Here is a 26,010-nt window from a genome sequence, read left to right as displayed (position 1 = left end):
CGCCATGAACCTGCCATCCCGAATCCGCTCGCTCCCCCTGCCGCTCAGCGCCATCGCCATGTTGCTGGCGATCGCCTTGGGCACATTCGACTACAATAACGCTGGATGGCTGCTGTTCGGCCTGGGCGTGTTGGCGTGGATCAAGCTCGACGCCAAACAACTGCTGAGCTCGGATCGCTACGGTGTGCCGCCGGCGCTGGCCCTGCTGGCCTATCCGGCGCTGGCCGGCGCCCGGGCCGACACTTCGGTGACCTTCGGCCTGGCGCTTCATGCGCTGGTGGTGTTGCTGATCCTGCTGAGCCAGCATCTTGCGGAGGGCACTGTCGATGCTTTTTCTCACCAAAAAGGGGTAAGCCGCAGTATTTAAAGCGGTTTTTCCAGATATCCACATCAACTGTGGATAAGGTTGTGAATAAGTGCCACTTGACAGCGGAGAACGCCTTTACTGGCGCGGGTTTCAACAAAATGCCTAATCCACAGGCAGAATTTTTACCCAATAAAATCAATGAGTTACATGGTGGATAAAATCACCGGCAGAGATTTTTCCTGCCGCTTGAAAAATATATTTTTGTGCATAAGTATCAAGGGAAGGAATCCTTTGACAAAAGTGCTGGTGAGGAATAGTGTCACCATGAAGTTCGGCTTCTTTTACCTGGTGCGAGATTGATGCATGAATCAGAACGACGACGACACTGATTGGATGATAGAAGATGATGCGCCGGCGGCCAGCCAGACGCAGCCCGGCGGCGCCAGCGCCACGCCGGCGCCGCCGCCATGGCGCGTGCTGATCGTCGACGACGATGTGGACGTCCACGTGGTCACCAAGTTCTCGCTCAGCAATGCCTGCTTCCAGGGCCGCCGGCTCAGCTTCCTGCACGCCTACAGCGGCGAGGAAGCGCTCAACACCCTGCGCAACACGCCCGATATCGCGCTGGTGCTGCTGGATGTGATCATGGAGACCAGCGACGCCGGCCTGCATGTGGCGCGCCAGATCCGCGACAGCCTGCACAACAAGCTGGTGCGCATCGTGCTGCGCACCGGCCAGCCGGGACAGGCGCTGGAACACAGCATCATCCTCGACTACGACATCAATGATTTCTGGTGCAAGACCGACCTGACCACGCGCAAGCTGTTCACCACGGTGATCTCGTCGCTGCGCGCCTATGCCGGACTGGAGGAAGCGCACCGCCACACGGCCGCGCTGCAGAGCGAGCTGGACCAGGCGCGCGGGCTGTTGGCGGCGGTCGACCAGCACGCCGTCATGGCGACGCTGGACGACCACGCCCGCTTCACCTATGTGAACGACAAGTTCTGCCAGGTGTTCCAGTACAGCCGGGAGGAACTGCTGGGCGCCGATCCGCGTCTGCTGCATGCCGCGCCGTATCCGCGCGACCAGCTGGTCGACGCCTTGCAAGCGCTGAAGGACGGCGAAGCCTGGACCGACGTCGTCAGCGCATGGCGCCGCGACGGTCAGGAAGTCCGCCTGCGTGTCACCGCCACCGCCGACGCCACGCAGACCATCGTGGTCGGCAGCGTCCTGCAGGCGCTGAAAAAACCGTTGTAACTTGCGGATTGATAAGCGTTTTTACGGATATCCACAACTCTTGTGGATATCTATGTGGATAATCCCCCATTGACAAGGCATAGGCCCTGTAACGGCGCGGGTTGCTATAAACTGCCCATCCAAAAGGCAAAAACAAAACCCTTGCAAATCAACGACTTACATTATCACAAATTGTCACGGGAAACTTTTTCTAAAAATTTCTTGCCAACATGATTTGTGCATAACTAAACGCGTTAACCGCGCTTAGTGCTGGTCCTTGCGGCGCTGTTCCGGGTGCAGCAGCACCCGTTCTATAACCTGCGGATCGACGTTGTGCGACTTCATGTACTCGATCGCGCAAACGGTGTTGAAGCTGGTCTGAACCAGAATGCCCCGGTTGACCACCGAGCTGCATTCTTCATTGCGACGTTGCTGCATAACCGGAGCGTTCATCATTATCCCTGAGAAAGATTAAGGGCGGTGGCCCTATCGGTGAGGTGCACAAGGAGTATGGCCGACGTCTGATTAAAGTCAATGTCAGCTTCGTATCAGAGCAAAATTAAAATATTGCCCCAGTGAACTCGACGGGGAGATAATGACGGCATGATGACCGAGACGCCCCGCGCCAGCCCCTCCTCCCCGCTCGACCTGTTCTGGTCCTTCACCTTTCTGGCGCTGCAAGGCTTCGGCGGGGTGCTGGCCGTGGTGCAGCGCGAGATGGTCGAACGCAAGCGCTGGCTGACGCAGGAGGAGTTCGTCGAAGACTTCGCGGTCGCGCAGATCATGCCGGGCCCCAACGTGGTCAACCTGTCGCTGATGATCGGCGACCGCTACTTCGGCCTGCGCGGCGCGCTGGCGGCGCTGGCCGGGATGTTGAGCCTGCCGTTGCTGCTGGTGCTGGTGCTGGCCGTGCTGCACTCGCATTACTCGCACCATCCGGGCGTGGCCGGCGCGCTGCGCGGCATGGCGGCGGTGTCGGCCGGCATGCTGGCCGCCACCGGCATCAAGCTGGCGACCGCGCTGGTCAAGCATCCGCTGCCACTGTGGATGAGCGTGCCGCTGACCGTGCTGTGCGTGGTGTTCGTGGTGGTGCTGAAGCTGCCGCTGGCGTACACCTTGCTGATTTTGGGCAGCGCCGGCGTCGCGCTGACCTACCGTCAGCTGAAACGGATGCGGCCATGAACGATGCCCCGCTGCACATCGTGCTCGGCTTCGCCGACTGGCTCAGCCTGTTCGGCCACTATATGCTGTTGTCGCTGCTGTCGATCGGCGGTGCGATCTCGACCTCGTCCGAGATGCACCGCTACCTGGTGGAAGAGCATCACTGGCTGACACAATCGCAATTCAACGACGCCATCGCCATCGCCCAGGCCGCGCCAGGGCCGAACGTGCTGTTCGTCGCGCTGATGGGCTGGAACGTCGGGCTCAACGCCGGCAGCTATCTGGCGGCGATGGCCGGCGTCGCGGTGACCATGCTGGGCATCATGATCCCCAGCACCACGCTGACTTACCTGGCGGCGCGCTGGGGCCACCGCAACCGCGAACTGCTGGGCGTGCGCGCCTTCAAGCAAGGCATGGCGCCGATCGTCGTCGGGCTGATGGTCTCGGTCGGCCTGATCCTCGGCAGCGCCAACCACACCTGGGCTACCGACTGGCCCTTGTGGCTGATCTCGGTGGTCGCCGGCCTGCTGATCTGGCGCACACGCATCCACCTGCTGTGGCTGCTCGCCGCCGGCGCGTTGCTCGGCTGGTTCTTGCCAACGTAATTTTTGCCAAGAACGTAAAATCCTATCTTCCAGTTAGTCAATTAATCTTAGTGTCGTAATAAGTTACTCCTTACGCGCTACGTAGTTGATCTATGTCGGATGCGGAATTACATGATCGTGCTATATCTGATGTTTCAAAATGACGGTTTTTAAAAAAAATGAACTCAACAGATATTCCATTTTATGGCTGGAAAAAAAATCCTACTTCAGAAGAGTCCAGGAATCGTAGGTTAGTTCGTTTAGATGTAAGAATCCGAAATCAGTTCGATTTGATTAGCTCCCGAACCGGGTGGTTATTGACGTCGCACGCATTTTTGCTTACAGCGCTAGCCGCCACACTTAACGTTCCGGGAGGACATCCAACCGTGTCCCAGACATCGATGCGGGCCATGCTGCTTCTGCTTCTCCCTTGCCTCGGCGCGACTACGAGCTTCGTTGTCTGGAAGGCGGTTTGGGCCGCCTACTGCATCATTGCAGAACTAAAACAATCGCGTGACGCACTTTTGAAAATCATGTCCCAGGAGCACGAATACGAAATCACAACGTATAACCAAAAGCACGTAGCATGGGGCGATCGCCCTCCCAAAATACTGCCCTTAACTATGCTTGTTGTTTGGACGATATTACTTATACTAGCTGTCGCGGTCGTCATTCGATCGCCCGACTTTCAACTATGTTTATCTATGTTTTTCTAAGCAATACCTTTCAATGAAATTGCGAGTGTCTGCAACGGGGCACGGATCCAATTGGAGGTCGCAACACTCTAATCCGAGTAGTGTAGAATACATCGGATAATTTTTATTTACGTTGCAGCTCAATGTACAACTTGGGCGAGCCGGCTCCGACGGTGCCGGCTCGCCCGAGGGCCGTTATTTGTTCTGGTAGCCGCCGTAGTATTTGACGGGGCTCCAGTCCGGCTGCACTTCCGGCAGGGCCGGGGCGAATTGCTTGAACTCCGGCGCGGCGTACACCACCTTGCCGTTGACGATGGTCAGGCTGGCTTCCAGGTTCTTGATCTTCTCGACGTCCATCGCGAAGTAGTCCTGCGGCAGGATGACCACGTCGGCGTACTGCCCGACCGCCAAGGTGCCTTTCAGCTTTTCCTCGCCGCTCATCCAGGCGCTGCCCTGCGTCATCAGCTTCAAGGCTTGATAGCGGCTCAGCACGTCCTTCGGCTGCCACACGCTCAGGCCGCCCGCGGTCTTGCCGGTCACCGCCCAGTAGATCGACGGCCACGGGCCGTAGCTGCTGACCCGCGTGCCGTCCGTGCCCAGGCCGACCGGGATCTTCATCTCCAGCATCTTCTTAATCGGCGGCATCTGGCGCGTCTGCGCGCCGTACTGCTTCCAGTACAGCTCGCCCTGGAAGTACATGCGGTTCTGCACCGCGATACCGCCACCCAGCGCCTTGACCCGCGCCAGCTGCTTGTCGCTGATGGTCTCGGCGTGGTCGAAGAACCAGCGCAAGCCGTTCAGCGGCGTGTCCTTGTTGACCTTTTCGATCACCGCCAGGTCGCGGTCGATGCTCTCGTCATACGTCGCGTGGATGCGGAACGGCCAGCGGTTCTTGATCAGCAGACGCAGCACCGGCTCCAGCTCGCTCTCCATCTGCGCCGGCATCTCCGGACGCGGTTCCAGGAAGTTCTCGAAGTCGGCCGCGCTCCACACCAGGTTCTCGCCGCCGCCCTCGGTGTTGTAGCCGTTGGCGTAGAACAGGTGGTCGTTCTTGTCCGGCTTGGTCAGCGTCAGCCAGCGCTGGTAATCCTCCAGCTCCTTGCCCGGCTTCTGCGCGAACAGGTAGTAGGACGTGCGCACCGTCAGCTTGCCGCTCTTGGCCAGCTCCAGGCTGACCGCGTAATCGTCCGGATACGCCTGCCCGCCGCCGCCGGCGTCGATGGCGCTGGTCAGGCCGAGGCGATTGAGTTCGGTGTAATACTGCTGCGTCGAGTTGACCTGCTGCTCGCGCGGCAGCACGTTGGTCTTGGCCAGCGTGGTGTACAGGATCATCGCGTTCGGCTTGGCGATCAGCTTGCCGGTCGGCTTGCCGTCCGCGCCCAACTCGACCACGCCGTCCTTGAATTTGGTGTCGGCGTTGTAGCCCAGCGTGTCGATGCCTTTTTTATTTAGGAAGCCCAGGCCGTACAGGTACAGCAGGAACACCGGCTTGTCCGGCACCGCCTCGTTGATTTCCTCCAGCGTCGGCAGGCGCTTCTCTTCGAACTGGAATTCGTTCCAGCCGCCGACCACCTTGACCCAGGCGTCGTCCGGCGTGCGCGCGGCCTGCTCCTTGAGCATCTGCAGCGCCTTCTTCAGCGACGTCACGCCGTCCCAGCGCAGCTCGGCGTTGTAGTTCAAGCCTTCGCGGATGATGTGCAGGTGGGAGTCGTTGAGGCCGGGGATGACGGTCTTGCCGCCGGCGTCGATCACTTGGGTGTCGGCCGACTTGAGCTTGAGGATCTGGGCATTGCTGCCGACCGCCGCGATCTTGCCGTCCTTGATCGATAGCGCCTGGACGAAGGCGCCCTCCTTGGTCATCGTGGCGATCTTGCCGTTGGTGATGATCAGGTCCGATGCGGCGCGGGCCTGCCCTTGGGCGGCACAGGCCAGCGCCACGACTGCGGCGAGCTGTTTCAATTTCATTTCACTGCTCCTCAAAAAATAAAAAGCCGGCGCGGAAAATATTCCCGCGCCGGCCCACATCAGAGGCTAACGGAATTGAGACGGGCTCAATCCGCGATTAGTCCTTGATCGATTCGATAGCGAAGGTCAGAGTGACGTCGTCGCCTACGTATGGTGCATATTTACCGGCGTTGAATTCGGTGCGCTTGATGCTGGCGGTGGCGTTCGCGCCGCAAGCCAGTTTCTTCATCATCGGGTGGTCGGCGCAGTGGAACTGGGTCACGACCAGCTTGACTGGCTTGGTGACGCCTTTCAGGGTCAGGTTGCCGTCGATCGATGCCAGCTTGTCGCCGTCGAAGTTGAACTTGGTCGACTTGTAGGTGGCGGTGCCGAACTTGGCGGTGTCCAGGAAGTCTTCGCCCTGGATGTGCTGGTCGAACAGCTTCGAACCGGTATCGACCGATTTGGTGTCGATGGTGGCTTCAACCGAACCGGTCTTGGCGGCGCGGTCGATGGAGATCTTGGCCTTGGTGCTGTTGAAGCGGCTGGTCTGGTTCGAGTAGCCGAAGTGGCTGTAGCTGAAGCTGGAGAACGTATGGTTGTCGTCAGACGTGAAGTTTTCCGGTGCGGCGAAGGCGGACATCGAGATACCAGCGGCGATCAGCAGGGCAAAGATTTTTTTCATTTAGAACTCCAGGAGTTGGGAACAATGTGTTCGAGTGGGACCGATTATGCTCGCGACACTTAAAGTTGTAAAACGAAAAATTTACCGCCTTACTATCGATAAAATCGATCATAAAGCCAAGCACGCATCAACGCGATGTCGCAATGGTAGCGGAGTGGCAAGAAATGGGGGATCTGGCTAAAGACGGGTGGCCGACCTACCCGGCAGGGTGTGTCGGCCCGCAACGCGAGGGATTATGCGGCGGCGGCGATGGCCGGTGCCGGCGGATGATTCAGGATATGCCCCAACAGGCGCTGTTCCAGCGACGCGAACGCCACGCTGCCGCGCGCGCGGGGACGCGGCAGATCGACCTTCAGGTCCAGCGTGATGCGGCCGTCCTCGATCAGCACCACGCGGTCGGCCAGCGCGATGGCCTCCTGCACATCGTGCGTCACCAGCACGGCGGTGAAGCCGCGCGCCTGCCACAGCGATTCGATCAACTGCTGCATCTCGATCCGGGTCAGCGCATCAAGAGCGCCGAGCGGCTCGTCCAGCAGCAGCAGTTCCGGCTCGTGCAGCAAGGCGCGCGCCAATGCCACGCGCTGCCGCTGGCCGCCGGACAGTTCGGCCGGCCAGTCGTCGGCGCGATCGGCCAGGCCGACCGTCGCCAGCGTCGCCGCCGCCGCGTTCAACGAGCGCGGCATGCCGATCGCCACGTTGTCCAGCACCGATTTCCACGGCAGCAGGCGCGCCTCCTGGAACATGATGCGGACGCTGGCCGCGATCTTGCCCACGCCGCCGCCGATGGCGATGCTGCCCTGCTCCGCCGTCTCCAGCCCGGCGATGGCGCGCAGCAGCGTGCTCTTGCCGCATCCGCTGCGTCCGACCACGGCGACGAACTCGCCGGCGTTCAACTCCAGCTTCACGTCGTGCAGCACGGTGCGCGCGCCGAAGGATTTGGTCAGGCCTTCCAACGCCACGGAGACGCCCTGGCGCTTTGCCGGCGCCGTTCCTTTGGTCCAGGTGCCGCCCTCGCGCGGCAAGGCGCCGGCATCAAATAAAGTCGTCGATATATGCATCAGAGCTCCTTAACGGTAAGCGGGATTCCAGCGCAGGAAATGCTTCTCCATCCCGCGCGACAGCAGGTCGGCCAGTTTTCCCAGCAAGGCGTAGAGCAGGATCCCGACCAGCACCACGTCGGTCTGCAGGAACTCGCGCGCGTTCATCGTCATGTAACCAATGCCCGCCTGCGCCGAGATGGTCTCGGCCACGATCAGCAGCACCCATACCAGGCCGAGCGAAAAGCGCACACCGACCAGGATCGACGGCAACGCCGCCGGCAGGATCACGTCGCGGTACAGCGGCCAGCCGGACAGGCCGTAGCTGCGCGCCATCTCGATCAGGCCCTGGTCAGCGGAGCGGATGCCGTGGAAGGTGTTCAGGTAGACCGGGAAGAACACGCCCACCGCCAGCAGGAACAGTTTCGCCGTCTCGTCGATGCCGAACCACAGGATCACCAACGGTATCAGCGCCAGCGCCGGGATGTTGCGCACCATCTGCAAGGTGGTGTCGAGCAGCGTCTCGGCGCGGCGGAAGCTGCCGGTCAACAGGCCAAGCAGCAGGCCAAGGCCGGCGCCGATGGCGAAGCCGCTGATCGCGCGCCAAAGGCTGGTGCGCAGATGCACCCACAGCTCGCCCGACACGGCCAGCGTCCAGAAGGCCCTGGCCACGGCCCACGGCTCCGGCAGGATGCGGCTCGACAGCAAGCCCAGTTGCGAAGCCGCCTGCCAGCCGGCGATCAGCAGCACCGGCAGAATCCACGGCGTCCAGGCGCTGGGGCGCGCGTTGGCTTTGCTGCTCATGTCAGGCCGCCTTCTTCGGCAGGATGTCGCTGGCCATGATCTCGCCGAACGGACCGCTCAGCGACTGCTCGCCGTGATCCTTGCCCTTGCCCAGCAGCGGGAACACCAGCTCGGCGAAGCGATAAGATTCCTCCAGGTGCGGATAGCCGGAGAAGATGAAGGTCTCGATGCCCAGGTCCGCGTATTCCTTGATGCGTGCATACACCGTTTCCGCATCGCCGACCAGCGCCGTGCCCGCGCCGCCGCGCACCAGGCCCACGCCGGCCCACAGGTTGGGCGACACTTCCAGCTTGTCGCGATTACCGCCGTGCAGGGCGGCCATGCGCTGCTGGCCCACCGAATCCATCTTGGCGAAGGCCTTCTGCGCCTTGGCGATCACCTCGTCGTCCAGGTGCGAGATCAGTTCATCGGCGGCGCGCCATGCGGCTTCGTTGGTCTCGCGGACGATCACGTGCAGGCGGATGCCGAACTTCACCGTGCGGCCAAGCTTGGCGGCACGCGCGCGAATGTCGGCGATCTTTTCGGCGACGGCGGCCGGCGGCTCGCCCCAGGTCAGGTAGACGTCCATCTGCTCGGCCGCCAGCGAGTGCGCCGGCTCCGACGAGCCGCCGAAGTACAGCGGCGGATACGGCTTCTGCACCGGCGGGTACAGGGTCTTGGAGCCTTTGACCTGGATATGCTTGCCCTCGAAATCGAAACCGGCGTCGCCGCCCTCGCCCGCCAGCGACGCGCGCCAGATGCGGATGAATTCATCCGAAATCTCGTAGCGCTTGGCGTGGTCGGCGAACAGGCCGTCCGCCTCCAGCTCGCCCTGGTCGCCGCCGGTGACGACGTTGATCAGCAGGCGCCCGTTCGACAACCGGTCGAAGGTCGACGCCATGCGCACCGCCAGTCCAGGCGTGGTCAGGCCAGGGCGGATCGCCACCAGGAACTTCAGCTTCTGCGTCACGCTGATCAGCGACGAGGCCACCACCCACGCATCCTCGCAGGAGCGGCCGGTCGGCAGCAGCACGCCGTCGTAGCCCAGCGTGTCGGCTGCCACCGCGACCTGTTTCAGGTAGTCGGCATCGACCGGGCGTGCGCCCTTGGAGGTGCCGAGGTAACGGCTGTCGCCGTGGGTGGGAATAAACCAGAAAATATTCAACGACATGATGCTTCCTTTATTGCGCGGTCTTGACCACGATATTTTTCGGGATCAGTTTCAAACTGGAGAAGGCGTCCGCCACTTTCTGCTGCTGGTCCAGCACCTGCGCGGTGATCGGCTTGACGCCGTAGGAGTAGCGCGAAGCGGCCAGGGCCACCACGTCCACCTCAAGACCGGTTTGCGCCGACAAGATGCCGGCGACCTCTTTCGGATTCTTCTCGCCCCATTCATCGACCTTGGCGATTTCCTCCAGGACGATGTTGACGATCTCCCGGTTCTTCTCGGCGTAGGGACGCGCAGCCAGGTAGAACTGGTGGTTCGCCACCAGCCCTTTGCCGTCGGCCAGCACGCGCGCGCCCAGTTGCCTCTCGGCGGCGGCCAGGAAAGGATCCCAGATCGCCCACGCGTCGACGCTGCCGCGCTCGAAAGCGGCGCGGGCGTCGGCCGGCGGCAGGAAGATGGGCTGGATGTCAGCGTAGCTGATGCCCGCCTTCTCCAGCGCCTTGAGCAGCAGGTAGTGGACGTTGGAGCCTTTGTTCAGCGCCACGCGCTTGCCCTTCAGCTCCGCCAGGGTGCGGATGGCGGAGCTCTTCGGCACCACGATCGCCTCACTGGCCGGCGACGGCGGCTCGTTGCCGACGTAGACCAGGTTGGCGCCGGCGGCTTGCGCGAAGATCGGCGGCGCTTCGCCGACGGTGCCGAAGTCGATGCTGCCGACGTTCAGGCCTTCCAGCAGCTGCGGGCCGGCCGGGAATTCGGTCCATTTGACGCTGATGTTCCTGGCGGCCAGGCGCTGCTCCAGCGTGCCGCGTCCCTTCAGCAAAGTCAGCGTGCCGTATTTCTGATAGCCGATGCGCACCTCCTGCTTGACCTGCGCCGTAACCGGGGCGGACGCGGTGGCCGCCATCACGCCGGCGGCGAACAGGAATCCCAGGGTGTAACGGCGTGCCGCGCGTTTCTGATCGATGCTCATTTGTGTTCCCTTATCGAGCAAGGCGGACCGGCTGTGCCGGCGCAACGTAGGTCGCATCGTCGATGCGGTGGTTCAAGGCGTTCAGGCAGGTCGACAAGTCCTCGACGCCGGCCTGGACGCGCCAGCCGATGGCCGGGTCCAGGGTCAAGCCGGTGACGTCGTTCCAGATCAGCTGCTGCGAAGTGGCGTAGATACTGGTCAGCACCTGGCGCGCGTCGAGCGCGTGCAGCACCGGGCGCAGCGCATAGTCCAGCGCCAGCATGTGCGACTGGCTGCCGCCGGTGGCCAGCGGCAGCACCAGCTTGCCCGCCAGGCCGTCTTGCGGCAGCAGGTCGAGGAAGGCTTTCAGGATGCCGGTGTAGGAAGCCTTGTAGATGGGGGTGGCGATGACGATGGCTTCCGCTTCGGCCACGGCGCCCAGCGCGCGCTTGACCGCCAGGTCGGAGCAATCCCCGTGAAGCAGCGCCGTCGCAGGCAGGTCGCGCACTTGCAGCTTCCGGTGGTGGTGGCCAAGCGCCGACAGCTTGTCGCCGACATGGTCCAGCAAGCGTCCGGTGCTCGAAGTTGCTGCGGGACTGCCGCCTAGCAGAAGTATGGTCATGGTCGATCCCCTGTTTTATTGGTGGCGACCAGAATAAATCCGCACGGTTGAAATCAGAACGAATTGTTTTACGCTTTGATATGCGGATTCCTTAGCATGTGGTTTTCATATATGAATACGCGGATTTCTTCGTGTACGACGTTTGGGGCTGGATGCAATACTAAAAACACCGAACCTTATAACGGACATACCATGTCTACAGCTTTGCTTAAAACGGCGCGCAACAGCGCGCCCGATCCTCTTGTCGTCGCCGCCGAACTGGCGCGGCGGCTCGCCGCCACCGCCAATGAGCGCGACCAGGCCGGCGGCCACGCGGCGCGGGAACGCGAGTGGATCCGCGAATCCGGACTGCTCGCCTTGTCGATCCCCGAAGAATTCGGCGGCCAGGGCGCCGATTGGCCGACCGTGTATCAGGTCATCCGCACCTTAGCCCGCGCCGACAGCGCGCTGGCGCACGTCTTCGGCTTCCATCATTTGCAACTGGCGGGCATCCAGCTGTACGGCAGCCCGCAACAGCAGCGGCGCTTCCTGACGCAGACCGTCGAGCAGAATCTGTTCTGGGGCAACGCGCTCAATCCGCTGGACAAGCGCACCACCGCCACCGACGCCGACGATGGTTTCCAGCTCGACGGCGTCAAGAGTTTTTCATCCGGTTCGGTGGGCTCGGACTGGCTGACCATCTCGGCGTGGCATGCCGAAACGCAGAGCGCCTTGATCGGCGTGCTGCCGACGCGCCAGCACGGCGTGACGGTGCAGGCGGATTGGGACGCCTTCGGTCAGCGCCAGACCGACAGTGGCAATGTGCATTTCGACCAGGTCGCGCTGCCGTCGACGCAGGTGCTGCAAGCGCCAGGACACACGCCGACGGCGCAAGCGACGCTGCGCTCGCAGGTGGCGCAGCTGATCATGGCCAATCTCTACCTCGGCATCGGCGAAGGCGCGTTCGAGGCGGCGCGCGACTACATCGCCAATGAAGCGCGGCCGTGGTTCGCGTCCGGCGTGGCGTCGGCCGGAGCGGATCCGCTGGTGCAGCATCGCTTCGGCAAGCTGTGGCTCAAGCTGCGGCCGGCCGTGGTGCTGGCGGATCATGCGGCGCAGCAGCTGGAGCGCCTGTTCCGATTGGGCGCGGACGTCAGCGCGCGCCAACGCGGCGAGCTTGCCGTCGCCGTGGCCGAGGCCAAGGTGCTCGCGCACACGGCCGGCGTCGACATCAGCAATGAGATGTTCGAGTTGACCGGCGCGCGTTCGACCTCCGCAAAATTCGGCTACGACCGTTTCTGGCGCAACGTCCGCGTGCACACCTTGCACGATCCGGTGGACTACAAGATCCGCGACCTGGGGCGCTATGCGCTCGATGGCGCTTTGCCTGAACCTACGGCTTATTCCTGATGACGAACCCTTTGATCCAAATCGACCGCGCCAGCAAATCCTGGGGCGATTTCCACGCCGTGCGCGAGGTTTCGCTGCAAGTGAACCAGGGCGATATCTTCGGCCTGATCGGCAAGAGCGGCGCCGGCAAATCCACGTTGCTGCGGCTGATTAATCTGCTGGAGCGGCCGGACAGCGGCGAAGTCAGCGTCGACGGCAGTCAACTGACGTCGCTGTCCAAGAACGCCTTGCGCGACGCGCGGCGCCATATCGGCATGATCTTCCAGCAGTTTAATCTGCTGCAGAACGCCAGCGTGTTCGACAATGTCGCCTTCCCGCTGCGCATACATGGCGGTATGCACCCGCAGCAGATCGCCGCGCGCGTCACCGAATGCCTGGAGCTGGTGGAGTTGAACGGCAAGGCCGACAGCTACCCGGCGCAGCTGTCGGGCGGCCAGAAACAGCGTGTCGCCATCGCCCGCGCGCTGGCCAGCAGGCCGGCGGTGATGTTGTGCGACGAGCCGACATCGGCACTGGACGCCGAGACCACGCGCGCGCTGCTCGCCACGCTGCGCGATATCAACCGGCGGCTGGGCGTGACGATCGTGATCGTCAGCCATGAGCTGTCGGTGATCGGCGAGATCTGCAACCGCGTCGCCGTGATCGAAGACGGCGCCATCGCCGAACAATTCGCCCTCGACGACGACGCCAGCCTCGCCGCGCCACGCAAGACCGCGCTGGGCCGCGAACTGGCGCAGCATGGCGCGGCGGTACGCGGCATCGCCGCTCGCCCGGCCGACACCAACGCCAGCGCCGCCCCTGGCACCGGCCCGGCCGCCGCTCACGGCTCGCCCGACCACGCCGCGTCCGCGAACACGCCGGCTGCCCGCGTCGCGACCGCAGACGCCGGTGCCGATATCGCGGCCCCGGCCGCCGCCGCTGGCGTCACTAACGCCACCATCCTGGAGGCGATCCATGTCTGAACTCCTCTCCACGCTGGGCGCCTCGCTCAACAGCATCATCGCCATGCTGCCGGAGATGTGGGTCGCGCTCGGCCAGACGCTGACCATGCTCGGCATCGGCCTCTCGGCCGCAGTGCTGATCGGCGGCCCGCTCGGCATCGTGCTGTTCCTGGTCGCCGATGGCCAATCGCTGCAAAACCGCCCCGCCGCGCTGGTGCTGGGCTGGTTCGTCAACACCGTCCGCTCGTTCCCGTTCATCATCCTGCTGGTGGCGCTGGTGCCGTTCACCCGCATCATCGCCGGCACCTCGATCGGCCCGCTGGCCGCCGCCGTGCCGCTGTCGTTCGCCGCCATCCCCTACTTCGCCCGCATGGTCGAACAGAACTTGCGTGAAATACCGCGCGGCGTGATCGAAGCTGCCCACGCCATGGGCGCATCGGAATTGCAGATCGTCCTGCGTGTGCTACTGGTGGAAGCCCGCTCCGGCCTGGTGCTGGCGCTGACCGTGCTGTCGATCAGCTTCCTTTCCTACTCCGCCGTGGCCGGCGTGGTGGGCGGCGGCGGCATCGGCGACCTCGCCATCCGTTACGGCTACTACCGCTTCGAAACCGACATCATGGTCGCCACGGTCGCCATCCTGATCATCATGGTGCAACTGATCCAGTTCACCGGCAACCGCATCGCCAAACGCATCGACAAACGCTAACAAGGAAAACCATGAACGCACGCCGCAACCTGCTGCTCGCCGCACTCACCGTCGGCCTCGGCCTCGCCGCGCCGGCCCACGCCAAGGATCCGAAGGAACTGGTGATCGGCACCAGCGCCGGCCCCTACGCCGACCAGATCAAGCTGGGCATCAAGCCTATCCTGGAAAAACAGGGCTACAAGGTCAAGCTGGTCGAGTTCAACGACTACATCCAGCCCAACTTCGCGCTGGCCGAAGGCTCGCTGGACGCTAACGTGTTCCAGCACATCATCTATCTGAAGAAATTCTCGGCCGACCACAAGCTCGCGCTGACCGACCTGGTACAGATCCCGACCGCGCCGATCGCCATCTACAGCCAAAAGCACAAGACGCTGAACGACGCCAAGGAAGGCACCACCGTCGCGCTGCCGAACGACCCGACCAACCAGGCGCGCGCGCTGGTGCTGCTGGATCAACTGGGCTGGATCAAGTTGAAAGACAAGGTCGACCCGCTGCGCGCATCGGAAAAAGACATCGCCGCCAACATCAGGAAGATCAAGCTGATTCCGCTGGAAGCCGCGCAGTTGCCGCGCTCCTTGCAGGACACCGACTACTCCTTCGTCAACGGTAACTACGCGCTGGCCTCGGGTCTGAAACTGAAGGACTCGCTGCTGCGCGAGAAGATCTCGCCGAACTACGTCAACCTGGTGGCGGTGCGCACCGCCGACAAGGACAAGCAGTTCGCCAAGGACATCGCCGCAGCTTACCGCTCGCGCGAATTCCTCGACATCACCAACAAGCGCTTCGCCGACTACGCCAAGACCGACGACCAGCTCGCGCTGGAAGCCGGCGGCCCAGCCAAGACCGCAGCCAAGTAATGAGCAAGCAAATCCGCTTCAACGCCTTTCAAATGAACACGGTGAGCCACCAGTCGCCGGGATTGTGGACCCACCCGCGCGACACCGGCCACCGCTACACCGATCCCGATCACTGGACCGAACTGGCGCGGTTGCTGGAAGCCGGCCGCTTCGACGCCATCTTCCTCGCCGACGTGCTGGGCGCCTACGACGTCTACCAAGGCAGCGCCGACGCGGCGCTGAAGCACGCGGTGCAAGCGCCGCTGAACGACCCGCTGGCGGTGATCCCTATCATGTCGCAGGTCACCACGCATCTCGGCTTCGGCGTCACCTGCGCGCTGACCTACGAGCATCCGTACACCTTCGCGCGCCGCATCTCGACGCTGGATCACCTGACGCGCGGCCGCATCGGCTGGAACATCGTCACCGGCTATCTCGATAGCGCCGCGCGCAATCTTGGCCTGGACCGGCAGCTGAGCCACGACGAGCGCTACGATCTGGCCGACGAATACATGGAAGTGGTCTACAAGCTGTGGGAGCAGAGCTGGGAAGACGACGCCGTGGTCAATGACAAGGAGCGCGGCATCTACGCCGATCCGGCCAAGGTCCATCCGATCAACCACGAAGGCCGCTACTACAAGGTGCCCGGCTTCCACTTGTGCGAGCCCTCGCCGCAGCGCACGCCGGTGCTGTACCAGGCCGGCACCTCGCCGCGCGGCACGGCATTCGCCGCCAGGCATGCGGAATGTACTTTCGTCAGCGGGCCTAGCAAGAAGGTGGTGAAGAAGTACGTCGACGACCTGCGCGCGGTGGGCAGCGAGAGGCTGATCATCTACGCACAAGCCTTGATCATCACCGCGCCGACCGAGGCGGAGGCGCGCGCCAAGCATGAGGAGTACCGCCGCCACATCGACATCGAAGCCGCGCTGGCGTTGTTGTCTGGCTGGACCGGCGTCGACTTCAGCCAGTTCGCGCTGGACGCCACGATCGAATACATCGACTCCGACGCCGGCCGATCGGCGCTGGCGTCGTTCAGCCAGGCCGACCCGAATCGCAAGTGGACGGTGCGCGAGGCGGCTGAATTCATCGGTCTTGGTGGGCGCGGGCCGGTGCTGGTGGGCGATCCGGCGCAGGTGGCGGATCAGCTGGAGGCCTGGCAGGACGAAACCGGCATCGACGGTTTCAACCTGGCCTTCGCGGTGGCGCACGAAAGCATGCGCGACGTGGTGGAGCTGATCGTGCCCGAGCTACAACGGCGCGGCCGCTACCGCAAGGACTACACGGCCGGCACGCTGCGCGAAAAACTCTTCGGCCGCAGCCGCCGAACTTAGTCGCACGCCACCGGCAGCGATTCAAAACGCCAGCGCAGCATGCCGCCGGCCAGGTTCGCGACTTGCGGGAAGCCGGCCTTGGTCAGCAGCACGCTGGCCTGCGCCGAGCGCACGCCGGAACGGCATACAGCCACCACCGGCCGCTCGCGATCCAGTTCGCCGATGCGCTCCATCAGCTGCGACAGCGGCACCAGCATCGCACCCGGCAGATGCCCCAGGCCGTCGATGAATTCCGGCGCCTCGCGCACGTCCACGATCTGCACCTTGGCTGCATGCTCCAGCAACGCCATCGGTTCGATTTCCCACACGCCGCTGAAGCGCAAGGTCAGCGGCGCCCACGACGGCGCTTCGGGCGCCGGCGCGTCGCCCTCCGGACGGCCGCAGCGCAGGTTGGCCGGCACCGCCACCGCCATCAACTTCGGATGCGGCAGGTGCAGGTTGTTCATATGGCCGGTGAAGTCGCCTTCGTCCACGTCGCCGCCCAGGCGCGGGTTGAAGCGGCGCTCCTCGGCCACGCTGGTGACGGTGATGCCGCGATAGTCGTGCGCCGGATACAGCAGGCAGTCGTCGGGCAGCGTCAGGATCTGGCCGCGCACCGAGGCGAACAACTGCTGCGGACTGCCGCCCTGGAAGTCGGTGCGGCCGCAGCCGCGTATCAGCAGGCTGTCGCCGGTGAAGGCCATGCTCTCGTCGTCCAGCACATAGGTCAGGCATCCGCTGGTGTGGCCCGGCGTCGCGCGTACGCTCAAGTGACGCCCGCCGAAGTCGATCCGGTCGCCGTGCTTCAGCGGCCGGTCGGCCAGGTCGGCGCCCACCACTTCGGCCAGCGCGATGCGGCTGCCGCAGCTCTGCCGCAAGCGCCAGGCGCCGGTGACGTGGTCGGCATGCACGTGCGTGTCCAGCGTGGCGATCAGGCGCAGGCCCAGCTCCTGCAACAGCGCCATGTCGCGCGGTGCCTGTTCGTACACGGGGTCGATCAGCAACGCTTCGCCGCCGTCTCCCAGCAGGTAGGTGTAGGTGGACGAGGCGGCATCAAATAACTGGCGGAAAATCATGGCTAAGCAAACAGTCGTGGAATCCCCTTATGATACCAAACGAATATGCTTATGCGGAAATCACATAAGCCATCAGTCGTTGCGCATCTGCGCCTGCGACACGCTGCTGCCCGGTGGGACGCTTTGCGTCAGCCACACGTTGCCGCCGATGGTGGAGCCGGCGCCGATGGTGATCCGGCCCAATATCGTCGCGCCGGCGTAGATGACGACGTCGTCCTCCACCACCGGATGCCGTGGCACGCCCTTGATCAACGCGCCCTTTTCGTCGGCCGGGAAGCGTTTGGCGCCCAGGGTGACGTGCTGGTACAGCCGCACGCCCTGGCCGATGATCGCGGTCTCGCCGATCACCACGCCCGTGCCGTGGTCGATGAAGAAGCTGCCGCCGATCTGCGCGCCCGGGTGGATGTCGATTCCGGTCAGCGAGTGGCCGATGTCCGAGATCAGCCGCGCCAGGAACGGCGAGCCCAGTCGGTGCAGGCTGTGCGCCAGCCGGTAGTACAGGATGGCGATGGTGCCCGGGTAGCACAGCATGATCTCCGCCACCGACGTCGCCGCCGGATCGCCGGAAAACGCGGCCTGCACGTCCGACACCAGCAAGGCGCGGATCGCCGGAAGGCCGGCGGCGAATTCGCGCGTGATGCCGTGCGCCTGCTGCGTCAGGGCTTCTTCGTCAATGACCGCGCCCTCGGCCGAGAACTGCAGGCCGCGCCGCACCTGCTCGGTGAGCCGGTTCAGCGTGGTGTTCAGGGTGTCGCCGACGAAGAAGTCGATGCTTTCGTCGGTCAGGTTGGGCCGCCCGTAGTGGGTCGGGAACAGCACCGCCGACAGGCCGTTGACGATGATCGTCAGCGCCTCGCGCGATGGCAGTTCGCGCACTTTGCCGTGGTGGCGGATGTTGTGCGTCGCTTCGCGCGATACGCGCAGCTGCTCGATCACGCTGGCCAAATTCCAGTGCGACGGCTTGACGCCGGTTCCATCAAATGTATCTATCGTCATAGTGTCTCGAATAAAATCGCGGGCGCTTTCGCCCATGCTGGAGCTTAATCAGCCATCCCGTCAAAACGAAAGAATGATTTCAGCCTTCGATATGCAGCAAGCGCATATCGCGTAAAATGCCGGGTCCAACTAAGAACAATACGCCTTTCATGAATATTTTGCTGACACTGCTGCTGGCCGGCCTGTCGATGGTCGGTCCGCTGGCCATCGATACCTATCTGCCCTCCTTCCCGTCCATCGCCCTGACCTTCGATGCCAGCCCGCTGCTGATCCAGCAAACCCTGAGCATGTTCCTGTTCTGCTTCGCGTTCATGATGCTGTTCTACGGGACGCTGTCGGACTCCTTCGGCCGCCGCCCGGTGATCCTGGTGTCGCTGGTGCTGTACGTGGTGGCCTCGGTGGTGGCGGCGCTGGCGCCGTCGATCGGGGTGCTGCTGGCCTGCCGCATCGTGCAGGGCCTGGCCGCGGGCGCCGGCTCGGTGGTGGGCCGCGCGATCGTGCAGGACCGCTTCTCCGGCGCCGCCGCGCAGAAGATCCTGTCGCATATCATGATGGTGTTCGGCCTGGCGCCGGCGATCGCGCCGGTGCTGGGCGGCTGGCTGCAGGTCAGTTTCGGCTGGCGTTCGATCTTCTGGTTCCTCAGCGCCTTCGGCGTGCTGATGTTCGTCGCCGTGTACCGCGCGCTGCCGGAAAGCCTGGCGGTCAAGGACCGTCATCCCTTCCACCTTGGCGTGATCGCTAAAAATTATTGGAAGGTGCTGGGCCACCACCAGTTCCTGCTGCTGGCGATCGCGGTCGGCATGTGCTTCGCCGGCGTGGCGCTGTATATCGGCTCGGCCGCCTACTTCGTGATGAACATCCTGCACCTGCCGGAGACGGCGTTCGCGTGGATGTTCGTGCCGCTGATCAGCGGCATGGTGATCGGTTCGGCGCTGTCGGGCAAATTCGCCCACAAGTTCTCGCGCCCGGCGCAGGTGTGGACCGGCTTCGCGGTGATGATTTCGGCCGGCGTGATCAACGTCACCTACAACTTCTTCTTCGTGGCCGCCGTGCCGTGGGCGGTGATGCCGCTGTTTATCTACTCCTTCGGCCTGGCGCTGGCCATGACGCCGCTGACGCTGATCGCGCTGGAGTACTTCCCGAACAACAGCGGCCTGGCGGCGTCGATGCAGTCCTTTATCCAGATGCTGTTGTTCGCGCTGGTGTCGGGACTGGTGGCGCCGCTGCTGTTCGACAGCGCCTTGAACCTGGCCTGGGGCGTGCTGGCCAGCCTGGTGCTGAGCGTGATCGCCTGGCTGCTGGCGCAGACCGGCAAGCCGCGCGTTCACTAAGCCGGCACCAAGCCATCAAGGCCAGGGCGTCGGGTTCATGTTTTCGTACTGCGCCCCGCCCTGCTCCGGTTCCGGCTCGCCTTTCGCGTTCAAGGCCTTGCCGGGCGCTTGCGACGGATTGCGCAAGCCCAGTATCTCCTTGCGCGATTCGACGAAGTCGGCGCTCGACAGGGGATGTTCCTTGTCGGGCCAATTCTCCTCGGCCCAGGCTTGCAGCTGTTCGAAACGCTGCCATAAATCGCTGATGAACTGGCGGCGGGTATCTTCGTTATCCATAATTCCTCCATGATGAAGCCACATTCTGCGGCAAGACGGCTGCAAAGTCGGTACGCAACATAACATGTAGAATGGCGAATTAAATCGCTCTAAAGACCTACCTCATGCGCTTGACCTCATTTACCGATTACTCGCTGCGCACGCTGCTGTTCCTGGCGGCGAATCGGGATCGCCTGGTCACCATCCAGGATATCGCCGACATGCATGTGATTTCGAAGAACCACCTGATGAAGGTGGTCTACCAGCTCGGTTTGTCCGGCCTGGTGGAGACGGTGCGCGGCCGTAACGGCGGGCTGCGTCTGGCCAAGGAGCCCAAGGACATCAACATCGGCGCCTTGGTGCGCGCGACCGAGACCGATTTTTTCATGGCCGAGTGCTTCGACCGCGCCACCGACACCTGCCCGCTGACGGCCGACTGCCGCTTGAAACACACGCTCAACGACGCCACCGCCGCCTTCCTGGCGGTGCTGGACAATCAAACCCTGCAAGACATGCTGCCCGCCGAAGCCTCCTCGCTGAAGCCGATCCGCATCATGCGCAACGCGGCGAACCACTAGACTATCTCAAGGTCGCTACGCCGCATCCTGCGTCAGCTGCGGCAGCGACGCCATCAAGTCCGAGAAGCGCTGCCCCTGGATCATCACGTGCTCGCGCAGCAGGCGGCCGGCCAGTTCGCTGTCGCCGTTGACGATCGCTTGCACCACGCCGTCATGTTCGTTGTACGAATTGGCCAGGCGGTTGCGCACCCGCAGTTGCAGCCTGCGGTAGGGCCGCAGACGCCGGTACAGATTGCGCGTCTGCTCGATCAGGAATTGATTGTGGCTCCCTGCGTAGATCGCCTCGTGGAACACTTCGTTCTTGTAGTAGTACGCGTCCGGCTCCTGCGCGTCCAGCGCTTCCTGGCAGGCCTGGTGCGCCGCCAGTAAAGCCTTCTGCTCCTCCGCCGTCATGCGCCGCGCCGCCAGCCGGCCGCAGGTCGCTTCCAGTTCCGACATCACCTCGAACATCTCCACCAGCTGCTGCGGCCCCAGCTCGGCGACGATGGCGCCGCGACGCGGCCGGATCACCACCAAACCCATCGACGACAGCTGGATCAGCGTCTCGCGGATCGGCGTGCGCGAGACGCCGAAGCGCGTCGCCAGCTCGGTCTCGTCCAGATGCTGACCCGGCTTGAGCGTGCCGACGGCGATCATTTCTTCAATTTCTTCGCGCAGCGTGGCGGAGTGCGTGGTCATGGTGTTCGAGGCCTTGTGTCAGTCTGGCTCCATTATATTTCACTTGACAATGTATTCAAGGCGGATATTCTTGTATACACAAAAAAGATTATTGCATATCGAATGCAACAAAGATAATATTTCTGTACATCAACCCTTGGAGGACGTATGACCGCTACCACCCGCAGGTCCGTAGTTACCACCTTGGCCGCGCTGGCCGCCAGCCCGCTGTTGTCGTTGCCGGCGTGGGCGCAGACCACGACGCTGAAGATTTCCCACCAATTCCCCGGCGGCACCCTGACCGAAGGCGACTTCCGCGACCGCATGACGCGCATGTTCGCCGCCGAAGTGGAAAAACGCTCCAAGGGCTCGCTGAAGTTCGCGATCTACCCCGGTTCCTCGCTGATGAAGACCAACGCCCAGTTCTCATCGATGCGCAAGGGCGCGCTCGACATGTCGCTGGTGCCGCTGTCCTACGCCGGCGGCGAAGTCCCGGAAGTGAACATCGGCCTGATGCCCGGCCTGGTGACCTCCTACGAACAAGCCTACGGCTGGAAGAACGCCGAAGTGGGCAAGGAACTGAACCGCATCCTGCTTGAAAAAGGCATCGTGCTGGTGAGCTGGATCTGGCAGGCGGGCGGCGTCGCGTCGCGCACCAAGCCGGTGGTCGATCCGGACGACGCCAAGGGCATGAAGATCCGCGGCGGCTCGCGCGAAATGGACCTGATCCTCAAGGCCGCCGGCGCCGCCGTGGTGTCGCTGCCGTCGAATGAAATCTACGCCGCCATGCAGACCGGCGCGATGGAGGCGGCGCTGACCTCCTCCACATCGCTGATCTCGTTCCGCCTGGAGGAGGTGTCGAAGGCGCTGACCACCGGCCGCGCCGGCGCCTACTGGTTCATGTTCGAGCCGCTGATGATGTCCAAGGCGATTTTCGACAAACTGACCAAGGAACAGCAAGCCGCCATCATGACGGTCGGCGCCGAACTGGAAGCGTTCGCGCTGAAGTCCGCCAAGGAAGACGACCAGGCGGTCGCCAACGTCTACCAGAAGGCCAACGCCAAGGTGGTCGACCTGAATCCGGCCGCGTTGAAAAAATGGCAGGCCATCGCCCGCACCACGGCCTGGAAAGACTACGGCGAGAAAAACGCCAACTGCGCCAAGCTGCTGGCGTTGGCGGAGAAAACGCTGTGAGCCATGGCGTAGAATTGGGGCCGGTTCGCGGCCCCAGGCCGCCGGACAACGCCGCCATCGCGGCGGCGACCGCGATGCTGGACAAGGTCAATCGCGGCCTGCAATTGCTGTCGATGATCGCGCTGGTGCTGACCGCCTTCGTGCTGACCTACTCGGTGGTGTCGCGCTACTTCTTCCACGCGCCCACCGACTGGCAGGATGAGGCGTCGGTATTCATGCTGGTCGGCGTGACCTTCTTCAGCACCGCCTACGTCCAGTACCATCGCGGCCATATCGGCATCGAAGCGGTGGCGGGCCTGCTGCCGCGCCGCGTCAACGCCGTGCGGCTGTTCGTGGTGGACGTGGTCTCGGCCCTGTTCTGCGCCTTCTTCACCTGGAAGTCCTGGGCGCTGTTCCACGAGGCGTGGGTCGACGGTCAGACCACTTCGTCGACCTTCGCGCCGCCGCTGTGGATTCCGTACTCGATGATGGCCGCCGGCATGACCCTGCTGACGCTGCAAATCGTGCTGCAAACGCTGGCGCGCATGACCAACAAACCTGAATCGGAGCACGCGGCATGACCGACCTGACTCTTGGCGCCCTGTATGGCGCCGTCACCCTGGTGGTGATGTTCTCCGGGATGCCGATCGCCTTCGCGCTCGGCGTCGTGGCCACCGGCTTCATGTACTTCTTCATGCCATCGTCCTCGCTCGACACGATCACCCAGAACGTGTACGAGGAGATGGCGTCGATCACGCTGCTGTCGATCCCGCTGTTCATCCTGAAGGGCGCGGCCATCGGCAAATCCCCGGCCGGCAAGGACTTGTACTCCGCGATCCACACCTGGATGCACAAGGTCCCCGGCGGCCTCGGTATCGCCAACGTGTTCGCCTGCGCGCTGTTCGCCGCGATGGCCGGCTCCTCGCCTGCCACCTGCTCCGCCATCGGCTCGGCCGGCATTCCGGAGATGCGCCGTCGCGGCTACTCGCCCGGCTTCGCGGCCGGCATCATCGCCGCCGGCGGTACGCTGGGCATCCTGCTGCCGCCGTCGATCACCATGATCCTGTACGCGGTCGCCGCCGAGCAGTCGCTGGGCCGCTTGTTCCTGGCCGGGATCGGACCGGGCGTGCTGCTGGTGGTGCTGTTCGCCGGCTATGCCGTCTATCGCGCCCACAAGGAATACAAGATGGCGCTCGACATCTACCAGAAGGGGGGCGAGAAATCCGCGTATCTGGTGGATGAGCACTTTACCCTGAAGCAGAAGGTGGAGATGCTGCCGCGCGTGCTGCCTTTCATCGTGTTGCTGATCGGTGTGATGGTGGCGCTGTACGGCGGCTTCGCCACGCCGTCGGAAACGGCCGGCCTGGGCGCCTTGCTCGCGCTGGTGCTGCTGGCGGTGATCTACGGCGTGTGGAAGCCGAAGGACCTGTCGCCCATCCTCGCCTCATCGATCAAGGAATCGACGATGCTGTTGCTGATCATCGGCATGTCGCTGCTGTATTCCTATGTGATGAGCTACCTGCACATCAGCCAGTCCGCCGCCGCGTGGGTGGTCAGCCTGCACCTGTCGAAATGGCTGCTGCTGACGGTGATCCTGCTGATGGTGGTGGTGTTCGGCTTCTTCCTGCCGCCGGTCTCGATCATCCTGATGACCGCGCCGATCATCCTGCCGCCGTTGAAGGACGCCGGCTTTGACCTGATCTGGTTCGGCATCGTGATGACGGTGGTGATGGAAATGGGCTTGATCCATCCGCCGGTCGGCCTGAATATATTCGTGATAAAGAACATCGCACCGGACATCCCGCTCAAGGATGTGATCTGGGGCGTGTTCCCCTTCCTGGTGCTGATGTTCGTCGCGGTGGTGCTGTTGTGCTTCATCCCGTCCATCGCCACCGGCCTGCCCGACATGATCATGGGAGTCAAATAAAATGTCCTGGAACACCTTGCAGCAAAATCGCGATGCGCGATTGCAGCGCGCCCGAGCGGCGCTGGGCAATGAGCTGGACGGCAAAAGCCTGCCGGCGGCGCGCATCGCCGATCTGCTGCACGCGGCCATCGAATGCGGCGACCGCGTTTGCCTCGAAGGCAACAACCAGAAGCAGGCCGATTTCCTCGGCCATGCGCTGGCCAACCTGAATCCGGAGCTGGTCAACGATCTGCACATGCTGCAATCGGTGCTGGCGCTGCCGGAGCATCTGGACGTCTTCGAGCGCGGCGTCGCTTCGCGGCTGGACTTTTCGTTCTCCGGCCCGCAGGCGGCGCGGGTGGCGCGGCTGGCTTCCGCCGGCAAGCTGAATATCGGCGCCATCCACACCTACCTGGAACTGTTCAGCCGCTACTTCATCGACCTGCCGCCGCGCGTTTGCCTGATCGCGGCGGAATCGGCCGACCGTCACGGCAACCTGTACACCGGGCCGAATACCGAGGACACACCGGCCATCGTCGAAGCCACCGCCTTCAAGCAGGGCATCGTCATCGTGCAGGTCAACCAGATCGTCGACAAGGTGCCGCGCGTCGACGTGCCGGGCGACTGGGTCGATTTCGTGGTGCAGTCGCCGCGTCCGTACTACATCGAGCCGCTGTTCACGCGCGATCCGGCGCAGATTTCGGAAATCCAGGTGCTGATGGCGATGATGGCCATCAAGGGCATCTACGCCGAATACGGCGTGCAGCGCCTGAACCACGGCATCGGCTTCGACACCGCCGCCATCGAGCTGCTGCTGCCGACTTACGCCGAGTCGCTTGGACTGAAGGGCAAGATCGGCAAGCACTGGGCGCTCAACCCACATCCGGCGCTGATTCCGGCGATCGAGGCGGGCTTCGTGCAGTCGGTGCACTCCTTCGGATCGGAGCTGGGCATGGAGGACTACATCCATGCGCGGCCGGACGTCTTCGCCATCGGCCCGGACGGCACCATGCGCAGCAACCGCGCCATGTGCCAGGCCGCCGGCCACTATGCCTGCGACATGTTCATCGGCTCGACCTTGCAGATCGACTTGCAGGGCAACTCGTCGACCGCGACGGCGGGACGCATCGCCGGTTTCGGCGGCGCCTCCAACATGGGCGCCGATGCGCGCGGCCGGCGTCACGCCAGTCCGGCGTGGCTGAAAGCCGGCCAGCAGGCGCGCGAGGGCCGCAACACCATCCCGCGCGGCCAGAAGCTGGTGGTGCAGATCGTCGAGACCTTCCGCGAGCATATGCAGCCCGCCTTCGTCGAGAGGCTGGATGCATGGGAGCTGATGGAGCAGGCCAAGATGGCGATTCCGCCGGTGATGATCTACGGCGACGACGTGACCCACATACTGACCGAGGAAGGCATCGCCAACCTGCTGATGTGCCGCACCGACGAGGAACGCGAGCAGGCGATACGCGGCGTGGCGGGCTATACGCCGGTCGGGCTGGGGCGCGATGCGAAAATGGTGGAGAATCTGCGCGACCGGGGCATCATCCAGCGCGCCGAGGATCTGGGCATCGACAAGCGTCTGGCCACGCGCGATCTGCTGGCCGCCCGCAACATGAAAGACCTGGTGCGCGCATCGGGCGGCTTATACCAGCCGCCCAAGCGTTTCCGCAACTGGTAAAGGAGCACGA

At 63.4% G+C, this 26,010-nt stretch carries 26 protein-coding genes and 1 pseudogene; 15 read left to right on the top strand and 12 right to left on the bottom strand.

Annotation, left to right across the window (positions count from 1 at the left end; genetic code table 11):
• Positions 1-4: 4 nt before the first annotated feature.
• Together GW587_RS24065 and GW587_RS24060 are read left to right on the top strand one after the other, a co-directional pair.
• The gene (locus GW587_RS24065) at positions 5-367 is read left to right on the top strand and encodes a hypothetical protein (RefSeq protein ID WP_166107382.1); all 363 of its coding nucleotides are present in this window, start codon (positions 5-7) and stop codon (positions 365-367) included.
• 303 nt (positions 368-670) lie between these two features.
• Positions 671-1,564 carry a PAS domain-containing protein gene (locus tag GW587_RS24060; protein WP_166107380.1) on the top strand — a complete coding sequence of 298 codons (894 nt, stop codon included), beginning with the start codon at positions 671-673 and terminating at the stop codon, positions 1,562-1,564.
• A 243-nt stretch (positions 1,565-1,807) separates the two neighbouring features.
• Here GW587_RS24060 and GW587_RS24055 read toward each other — a convergent pair whose 3' ends face one another.
• Entirely contained in the window at positions 1,808-1,981 is a 174-nt protein-coding gene (locus GW587_RS24055; protein ID WP_229259626.1) for a hypothetical protein, read from the bottom strand.
• A gap of 165 nt (positions 1,982-2,146) precedes the next feature.
• Between GW587_RS24055 and GW587_RS24050 the strand changes: the two genes are divergently transcribed.
• A complete protein-coding gene (locus GW587_RS24050; protein WP_166107378.1) occupies positions 2,147-2,725 on the top strand; it encodes a chromate transporter in 579 nt (192 codons plus the stop codon).
• Positions 2,722-3,309, top strand: a complete 588-nt coding sequence (locus GW587_RS24045; protein ID WP_166107376.1) for a chromate transporter — start codon at positions 2,722-2,724, stop codon at positions 3,307-3,309. Before GW587_RS24050 ends, GW587_RS24045 begins: the two co-directional genes overlap by 4 nt.
• Before the next feature lie 869 nt (positions 3,310-4,178).
• Here the strand turns inward: GW587_RS24045 and GW587_RS24040 are convergent.
• The 7 genes from GW587_RS24040 to ssuE all read right to left on the bottom strand — a co-directional run bounded on the left by GW587_RS24040 (position 4,179) and on the right by ssuE (position 11,171).
• Positions 4,179-5,948, bottom strand: a complete 1,770-nt coding sequence (locus tag GW587_RS24040) for an amidohydrolase (protein ID WP_166107375.1) — start codon at positions 5,946-5,948, stop codon at positions 4,179-4,181.
• A 97-nt stretch (positions 5,949-6,045) separates the two neighbouring features.
• On the bottom strand, positions 6,046-6,612 hold the full coding sequence (locus tag GW587_RS24035) for a YceI family protein (RefSeq protein ID WP_166107373.1): 567 nt from the start codon (positions 6,610-6,612) through the stop codon (positions 6,046-6,048).
• 233 nt (positions 6,613-6,845) lie between these two features.
• The gene (locus GW587_RS24030) at positions 6,846-7,670 is read right to left on the bottom strand and encodes an ATP-binding cassette domain-containing protein (RefSeq protein ID WP_166107371.1); all 825 of its coding nucleotides are present in this window, start codon (positions 7,668-7,670) and stop codon (positions 6,846-6,848) included.
• 9 nt (positions 7,671-7,679) lie between these two features.
• Positions 7,680-8,453 (bottom strand): aliphatic sulfonate ABC transporter permease SsuC, encoded by a 774-nt coding sequence (ssuC, locus tag GW587_RS24025; RefSeq protein ID WP_166107370.1) that lies wholly within the window; start codon positions 8,451-8,453, stop codon positions 7,680-7,682.
• Between the two features lies 1 nt (position 8,454).
• On the bottom strand, positions 8,455-9,603 hold the full coding sequence (ssuD, locus tag GW587_RS24020) for an FMNH2-dependent alkanesulfonate monooxygenase (protein WP_166107368.1): 1,149 nt from the start codon (positions 9,601-9,603) through the stop codon (positions 8,455-8,457).
• Between the two features lie 10 nt (positions 9,604-9,613).
• The gene (locus GW587_RS24015) at positions 9,614-10,570 is read right to left on the bottom strand and encodes a sulfonate ABC transporter substrate-binding protein (protein WP_166107367.1); all 957 of its coding nucleotides are present in this window, start codon (positions 10,568-10,570) and stop codon (positions 9,614-9,616) included.
• 10 nt (positions 10,571-10,580) lie between these two features.
• Positions 10,581-11,171 carry an NADPH-dependent FMN reductase gene (gene ssuE / locus GW587_RS24010; protein ID WP_166107366.1) on the bottom strand — a complete coding sequence of 197 codons (591 nt, stop codon included), beginning with the start codon at positions 11,169-11,171 and terminating at the stop codon, positions 10,581-10,583.
• Positions 11,172-11,363: 192 nt separating this feature from the next.
• Here ssuE and GW587_RS24005 point away from each other — a divergent pair, with 192 nt between their 5' ends.
• The 5 genes and pseudogenes from GW587_RS24005 (at position 11,364) to GW587_RS23985 (ending at position 16,374) form a co-directional block, all read left to right on the top strand.
• Positions 11,364-12,560 (top strand): acyl-CoA dehydrogenase family protein, encoded by a 1,197-nt coding sequence (locus tag GW587_RS24005; protein ID WP_166107365.1) that lies wholly within the window; start codon positions 11,364-11,366, stop codon positions 12,558-12,560.
• Positions 12,560-13,303, top strand: a pseudogene (locus GW587_RS24000) (methionine ABC transporter ATP-binding protein); the annotation flags it as partial. The gene GW587_RS24005 and the pseudogene GW587_RS24000, both read left to right, overlap by 1 nt.
• 211 nt (positions 13,304-13,514) lie before the next feature.
• Positions 13,515-14,207 carry a methionine ABC transporter permease gene (locus GW587_RS23995; RefSeq protein WP_166107364.1) on the top strand — a complete coding sequence of 231 codons (693 nt, stop codon included), beginning with the start codon at positions 13,515-13,517 and terminating at the stop codon, positions 14,205-14,207.
• An 11-nt stretch (positions 14,208-14,218) separates the two neighbouring features.
• The gene (locus GW587_RS23990) at positions 14,219-15,064 is read left to right on the top strand and encodes a MetQ/NlpA family ABC transporter substrate-binding protein (protein ID WP_166107362.1); all 846 of its coding nucleotides are present in this window, start codon (positions 14,219-14,221) and stop codon (positions 15,062-15,064) included.
• On the top strand, positions 15,064-16,374 hold the full coding sequence (locus GW587_RS23985) for an LLM class flavin-dependent oxidoreductase (RefSeq protein WP_166107360.1): 1,311 nt from the start codon (positions 15,064-15,066) through the stop codon (positions 16,372-16,374). Before GW587_RS23990 ends, GW587_RS23985 begins: the two co-directional genes overlap by 1 nt.
• Here GW587_RS23985 and GW587_RS23980 read toward each other — a convergent pair.
• Together GW587_RS23980 and epsC are read right to left on the bottom strand one after the other, a co-directional pair.
• Positions 16,371-17,429 carry an MBL fold metallo-hydrolase gene (locus GW587_RS23980; RefSeq protein ID WP_166107358.1) on the bottom strand — a complete coding sequence of 353 codons (1,059 nt, stop codon included), beginning with the start codon at positions 17,427-17,429 and terminating at the stop codon, positions 16,371-16,373. The genes GW587_RS23985 and GW587_RS23980 overlap by 4 nt on opposite strands.
• 72 nt (positions 17,430-17,501) lie before the next feature.
• A complete protein-coding gene (epsC, locus tag GW587_RS23975; protein ID WP_166107356.1) occupies positions 17,502-18,425 on the bottom strand; it encodes a serine O-acetyltransferase EpsC in 924 nt (307 codons plus the stop codon).
• A 149-nt stretch (positions 18,426-18,574) separates the two neighbouring features.
• Between epsC and GW587_RS23970 the strand changes: the two genes are divergently transcribed.
• On the top strand, positions 18,575-19,756 hold the full coding sequence (locus GW587_RS23970; protein ID WP_166107355.1) for a multidrug effflux MFS transporter: 1,182 nt from the start codon (positions 18,575-18,577) through the stop codon (positions 19,754-19,756).
• A gap of 15 nt (positions 19,757-19,771) precedes the next feature.
• Here the strand turns inward: GW587_RS23970 and GW587_RS23965 are convergent, their stop codons facing one another.
• A complete protein-coding gene (locus GW587_RS23965) occupies positions 19,772-20,032 on the bottom strand; it encodes a hypothetical protein (protein ID WP_166107353.1) in 261 nt (86 codons plus the stop codon).
• 104 nt (positions 20,033-20,136) lie between these two features.
• On the opposite strand from GW587_RS23965, the gene GW587_RS23960 reads away from it, so the two are divergent.
• The gene (locus GW587_RS23960; RefSeq protein ID WP_166107351.1) at positions 20,137-20,589 is read left to right on the top strand and encodes an RrF2 family transcriptional regulator; all 453 of its coding nucleotides are present in this window, start codon (positions 20,137-20,139) and stop codon (positions 20,587-20,589) included.
• Positions 20,590-20,604: 15 nt separating this feature from the next.
• Here GW587_RS23960 and GW587_RS23955 read toward each other — a convergent pair whose 3' ends face one another.
• Entirely contained in the window at positions 20,605-21,267 is a 663-nt protein-coding gene (locus GW587_RS23955; protein ID WP_166107349.1) for a GntR family transcriptional regulator, read from the bottom strand.
• A gap of 147 nt (positions 21,268-21,414) precedes the next feature.
• Between GW587_RS23955 and GW587_RS23950 the strand changes: the two genes are divergently transcribed.
• From GW587_RS23950 to mdcA, 4 genes are read left to right on the top strand one after another with little or no spacing between them, the layout of a single operon-like run.
• Entirely contained in the window at positions 21,415-22,440 is a 1,026-nt protein-coding gene (locus GW587_RS23950; protein WP_166107347.1) for a TRAP transporter substrate-binding protein, read from the top strand.
• Complete coding sequence (locus tag GW587_RS23945; RefSeq protein ID WP_371875647.1) at positions 22,437-23,000, top strand: TRAP transporter small permease; 564 nt, start codon at positions 22,437-22,439, stop codon at positions 22,998-23,000. Before GW587_RS23950 ends, GW587_RS23945 begins: the two co-directional genes overlap by 4 nt.
• Entirely contained in the window at positions 22,997-24,346 is a 1,350-nt protein-coding gene (locus tag GW587_RS23940) for a TRAP transporter large permease (protein ID WP_166107345.1), read from the top strand. The genes GW587_RS23945 and GW587_RS23940 overlap by 4 nt, the downstream gene beginning before the upstream one ends.
• 1 nt (position 24,347) lies before the next feature.
• Entirely contained in the window at positions 24,348-26,000 is a 1,653-nt protein-coding gene (gene mdcA, locus GW587_RS23935; RefSeq protein WP_166107344.1) for a malonate decarboxylase subunit alpha, read from the top strand.
• The last annotated feature ends 10 nt before the right edge of the window (positions 26,001-26,010 follow it).

It is taken from the genome of Duganella aceris (assembly GCF_011090165.1).
Classification (GTDB): Bacteria; Pseudomonadota; Gammaproteobacteria; order Burkholderiales; family Burkholderiaceae_D; genus Rugamonas; species Rugamonas aceris.
This window is presented reverse-complemented; position numbering and strand designations above follow the sequence as displayed.

Coding starts and splice junctions, on each gene's coding strand:
- GW587_RS24065 (WP_166107382.1), top strand. CDS start 5: ATGAACCTGCCATCCCGAATCCGCTCGCTCCCCCTGCCGCTCAGCGCC.
- GW587_RS24060 (WP_166107380.1), top strand. CDS start 671: ATGAATCAGAACGACGACGACACTGATTGGATGATAGAAGATGATGCG.
- GW587_RS24055 (WP_229259626.1), bottom strand. CDS start 1,981: ATGCAGCAACGTCGCAATGAAGAATGCAGCTCGGTGGTCAACCGGGGC.
- GW587_RS24050 (WP_166107378.1), top strand. CDS start 2,147: ATGATGACCGAGACGCCCCGCGCCAGCCCCTCCTCCCCGCTCGACCTG.
- GW587_RS24045 (WP_166107376.1), top strand. CDS start 2,722: ATGAACGATGCCCCGCTGCACATCGTGCTCGGCTTCGCCGACTGGCTC.
- GW587_RS24040 (WP_166107375.1), bottom strand. CDS start 5,948: ATGAAATTGAAACAGCTCGCCGCAGTCGTGGCGCTGGCCTGTGCCGCC.
- GW587_RS24035 (WP_166107373.1), bottom strand. CDS start 6,612: ATGAAAAAAATCTTTGCCCTGCTGATCGCCGCTGGTATCTCGATGTCC.
- GW587_RS24030 (WP_166107371.1), bottom strand. CDS start 7,670: ATGCATATATCGACGACTTTATTTGATGCCGGCGCCTTGCCGCGCGAG.
- ssuC (WP_166107370.1), bottom strand. CDS start 8,453: ATGAGCAGCAAAGCCAACGCGCGCCCCAGCGCCTGGACGCCGTGGATT.
- ssuD (WP_166107368.1), bottom strand. CDS start 9,603: ATGTCGTTGAATATTTTCTGGTTTATTCCCACCCACGGCGACAGCCGT.
- GW587_RS24015 (WP_166107367.1), bottom strand. CDS start 10,570: ATGAGCATCGATCAGAAACGCGCGGCACGCCGTTACACCCTGGGATTC.
- ssuE (WP_166107366.1), bottom strand. CDS start 11,171: ATGACCATACTTCTGCTAGGCGGCAGTCCCGCAGCAACTTCGAGCACC.
- GW587_RS24005 (WP_166107365.1), top strand. CDS start 11,364: ATGTCTACAGCTTTGCTTAAAACGGCGCGCAACAGCGCGCCCGATCCT.
- GW587_RS23995 (WP_166107364.1), top strand. CDS start 13,515: ATGTCTGAACTCCTCTCCACGCTGGGCGCCTCGCTCAACAGCATCATC.
- GW587_RS23990 (WP_166107362.1), top strand. CDS start 14,219: ATGAACGCACGCCGCAACCTGCTGCTCGCCGCACTCACCGTCGGCCTC.
- GW587_RS23985 (WP_166107360.1), top strand. CDS start 15,064: ATGAGCAAGCAAATCCGCTTCAACGCCTTTCAAATGAACACGGTGAGC.
- GW587_RS23980 (WP_166107358.1), bottom strand. CDS start 17,429: ATGATTTTCCGCCAGTTATTTGATGCCGCCTCGTCCACCTACACCTAC.
- epsC (WP_166107356.1), bottom strand. CDS start 18,425: ATGACGATAGATACATTTGATGGAACCGGCGTCAAGCCGTCGCACTGG.
- GW587_RS23970 (WP_166107355.1), top strand. CDS start 18,575: ATGAATATTTTGCTGACACTGCTGCTGGCCGGCCTGTCGATGGTCGGT.
- GW587_RS23965 (WP_166107353.1), bottom strand. CDS start 20,032: ATGGATAACGAAGATACCCGCCGCCAGTTCATCAGCGATTTATGGCAG.
- GW587_RS23960 (WP_166107351.1), top strand. CDS start 20,137: ATGCGCTTGACCTCATTTACCGATTACTCGCTGCGCACGCTGCTGTTC.
- GW587_RS23955 (WP_166107349.1), bottom strand. CDS start 21,267: ATGACCACGCACTCCGCCACGCTGCGCGAAGAAATTGAAGAAATGATC.
- GW587_RS23950 (WP_166107347.1), top strand. CDS start 21,415: ATGACCGCTACCACCCGCAGGTCCGTAGTTACCACCTTGGCCGCGCTG.
- GW587_RS23940 (WP_166107345.1), top strand. CDS start 22,997: ATGACCGACCTGACTCTTGGCGCCCTGTATGGCGCCGTCACCCTGGTG.
- mdcA (WP_166107344.1), top strand. CDS start 24,348: ATGTCCTGGAACACCTTGCAGCAAAATCGCGATGCGCGATTGCAGCGC.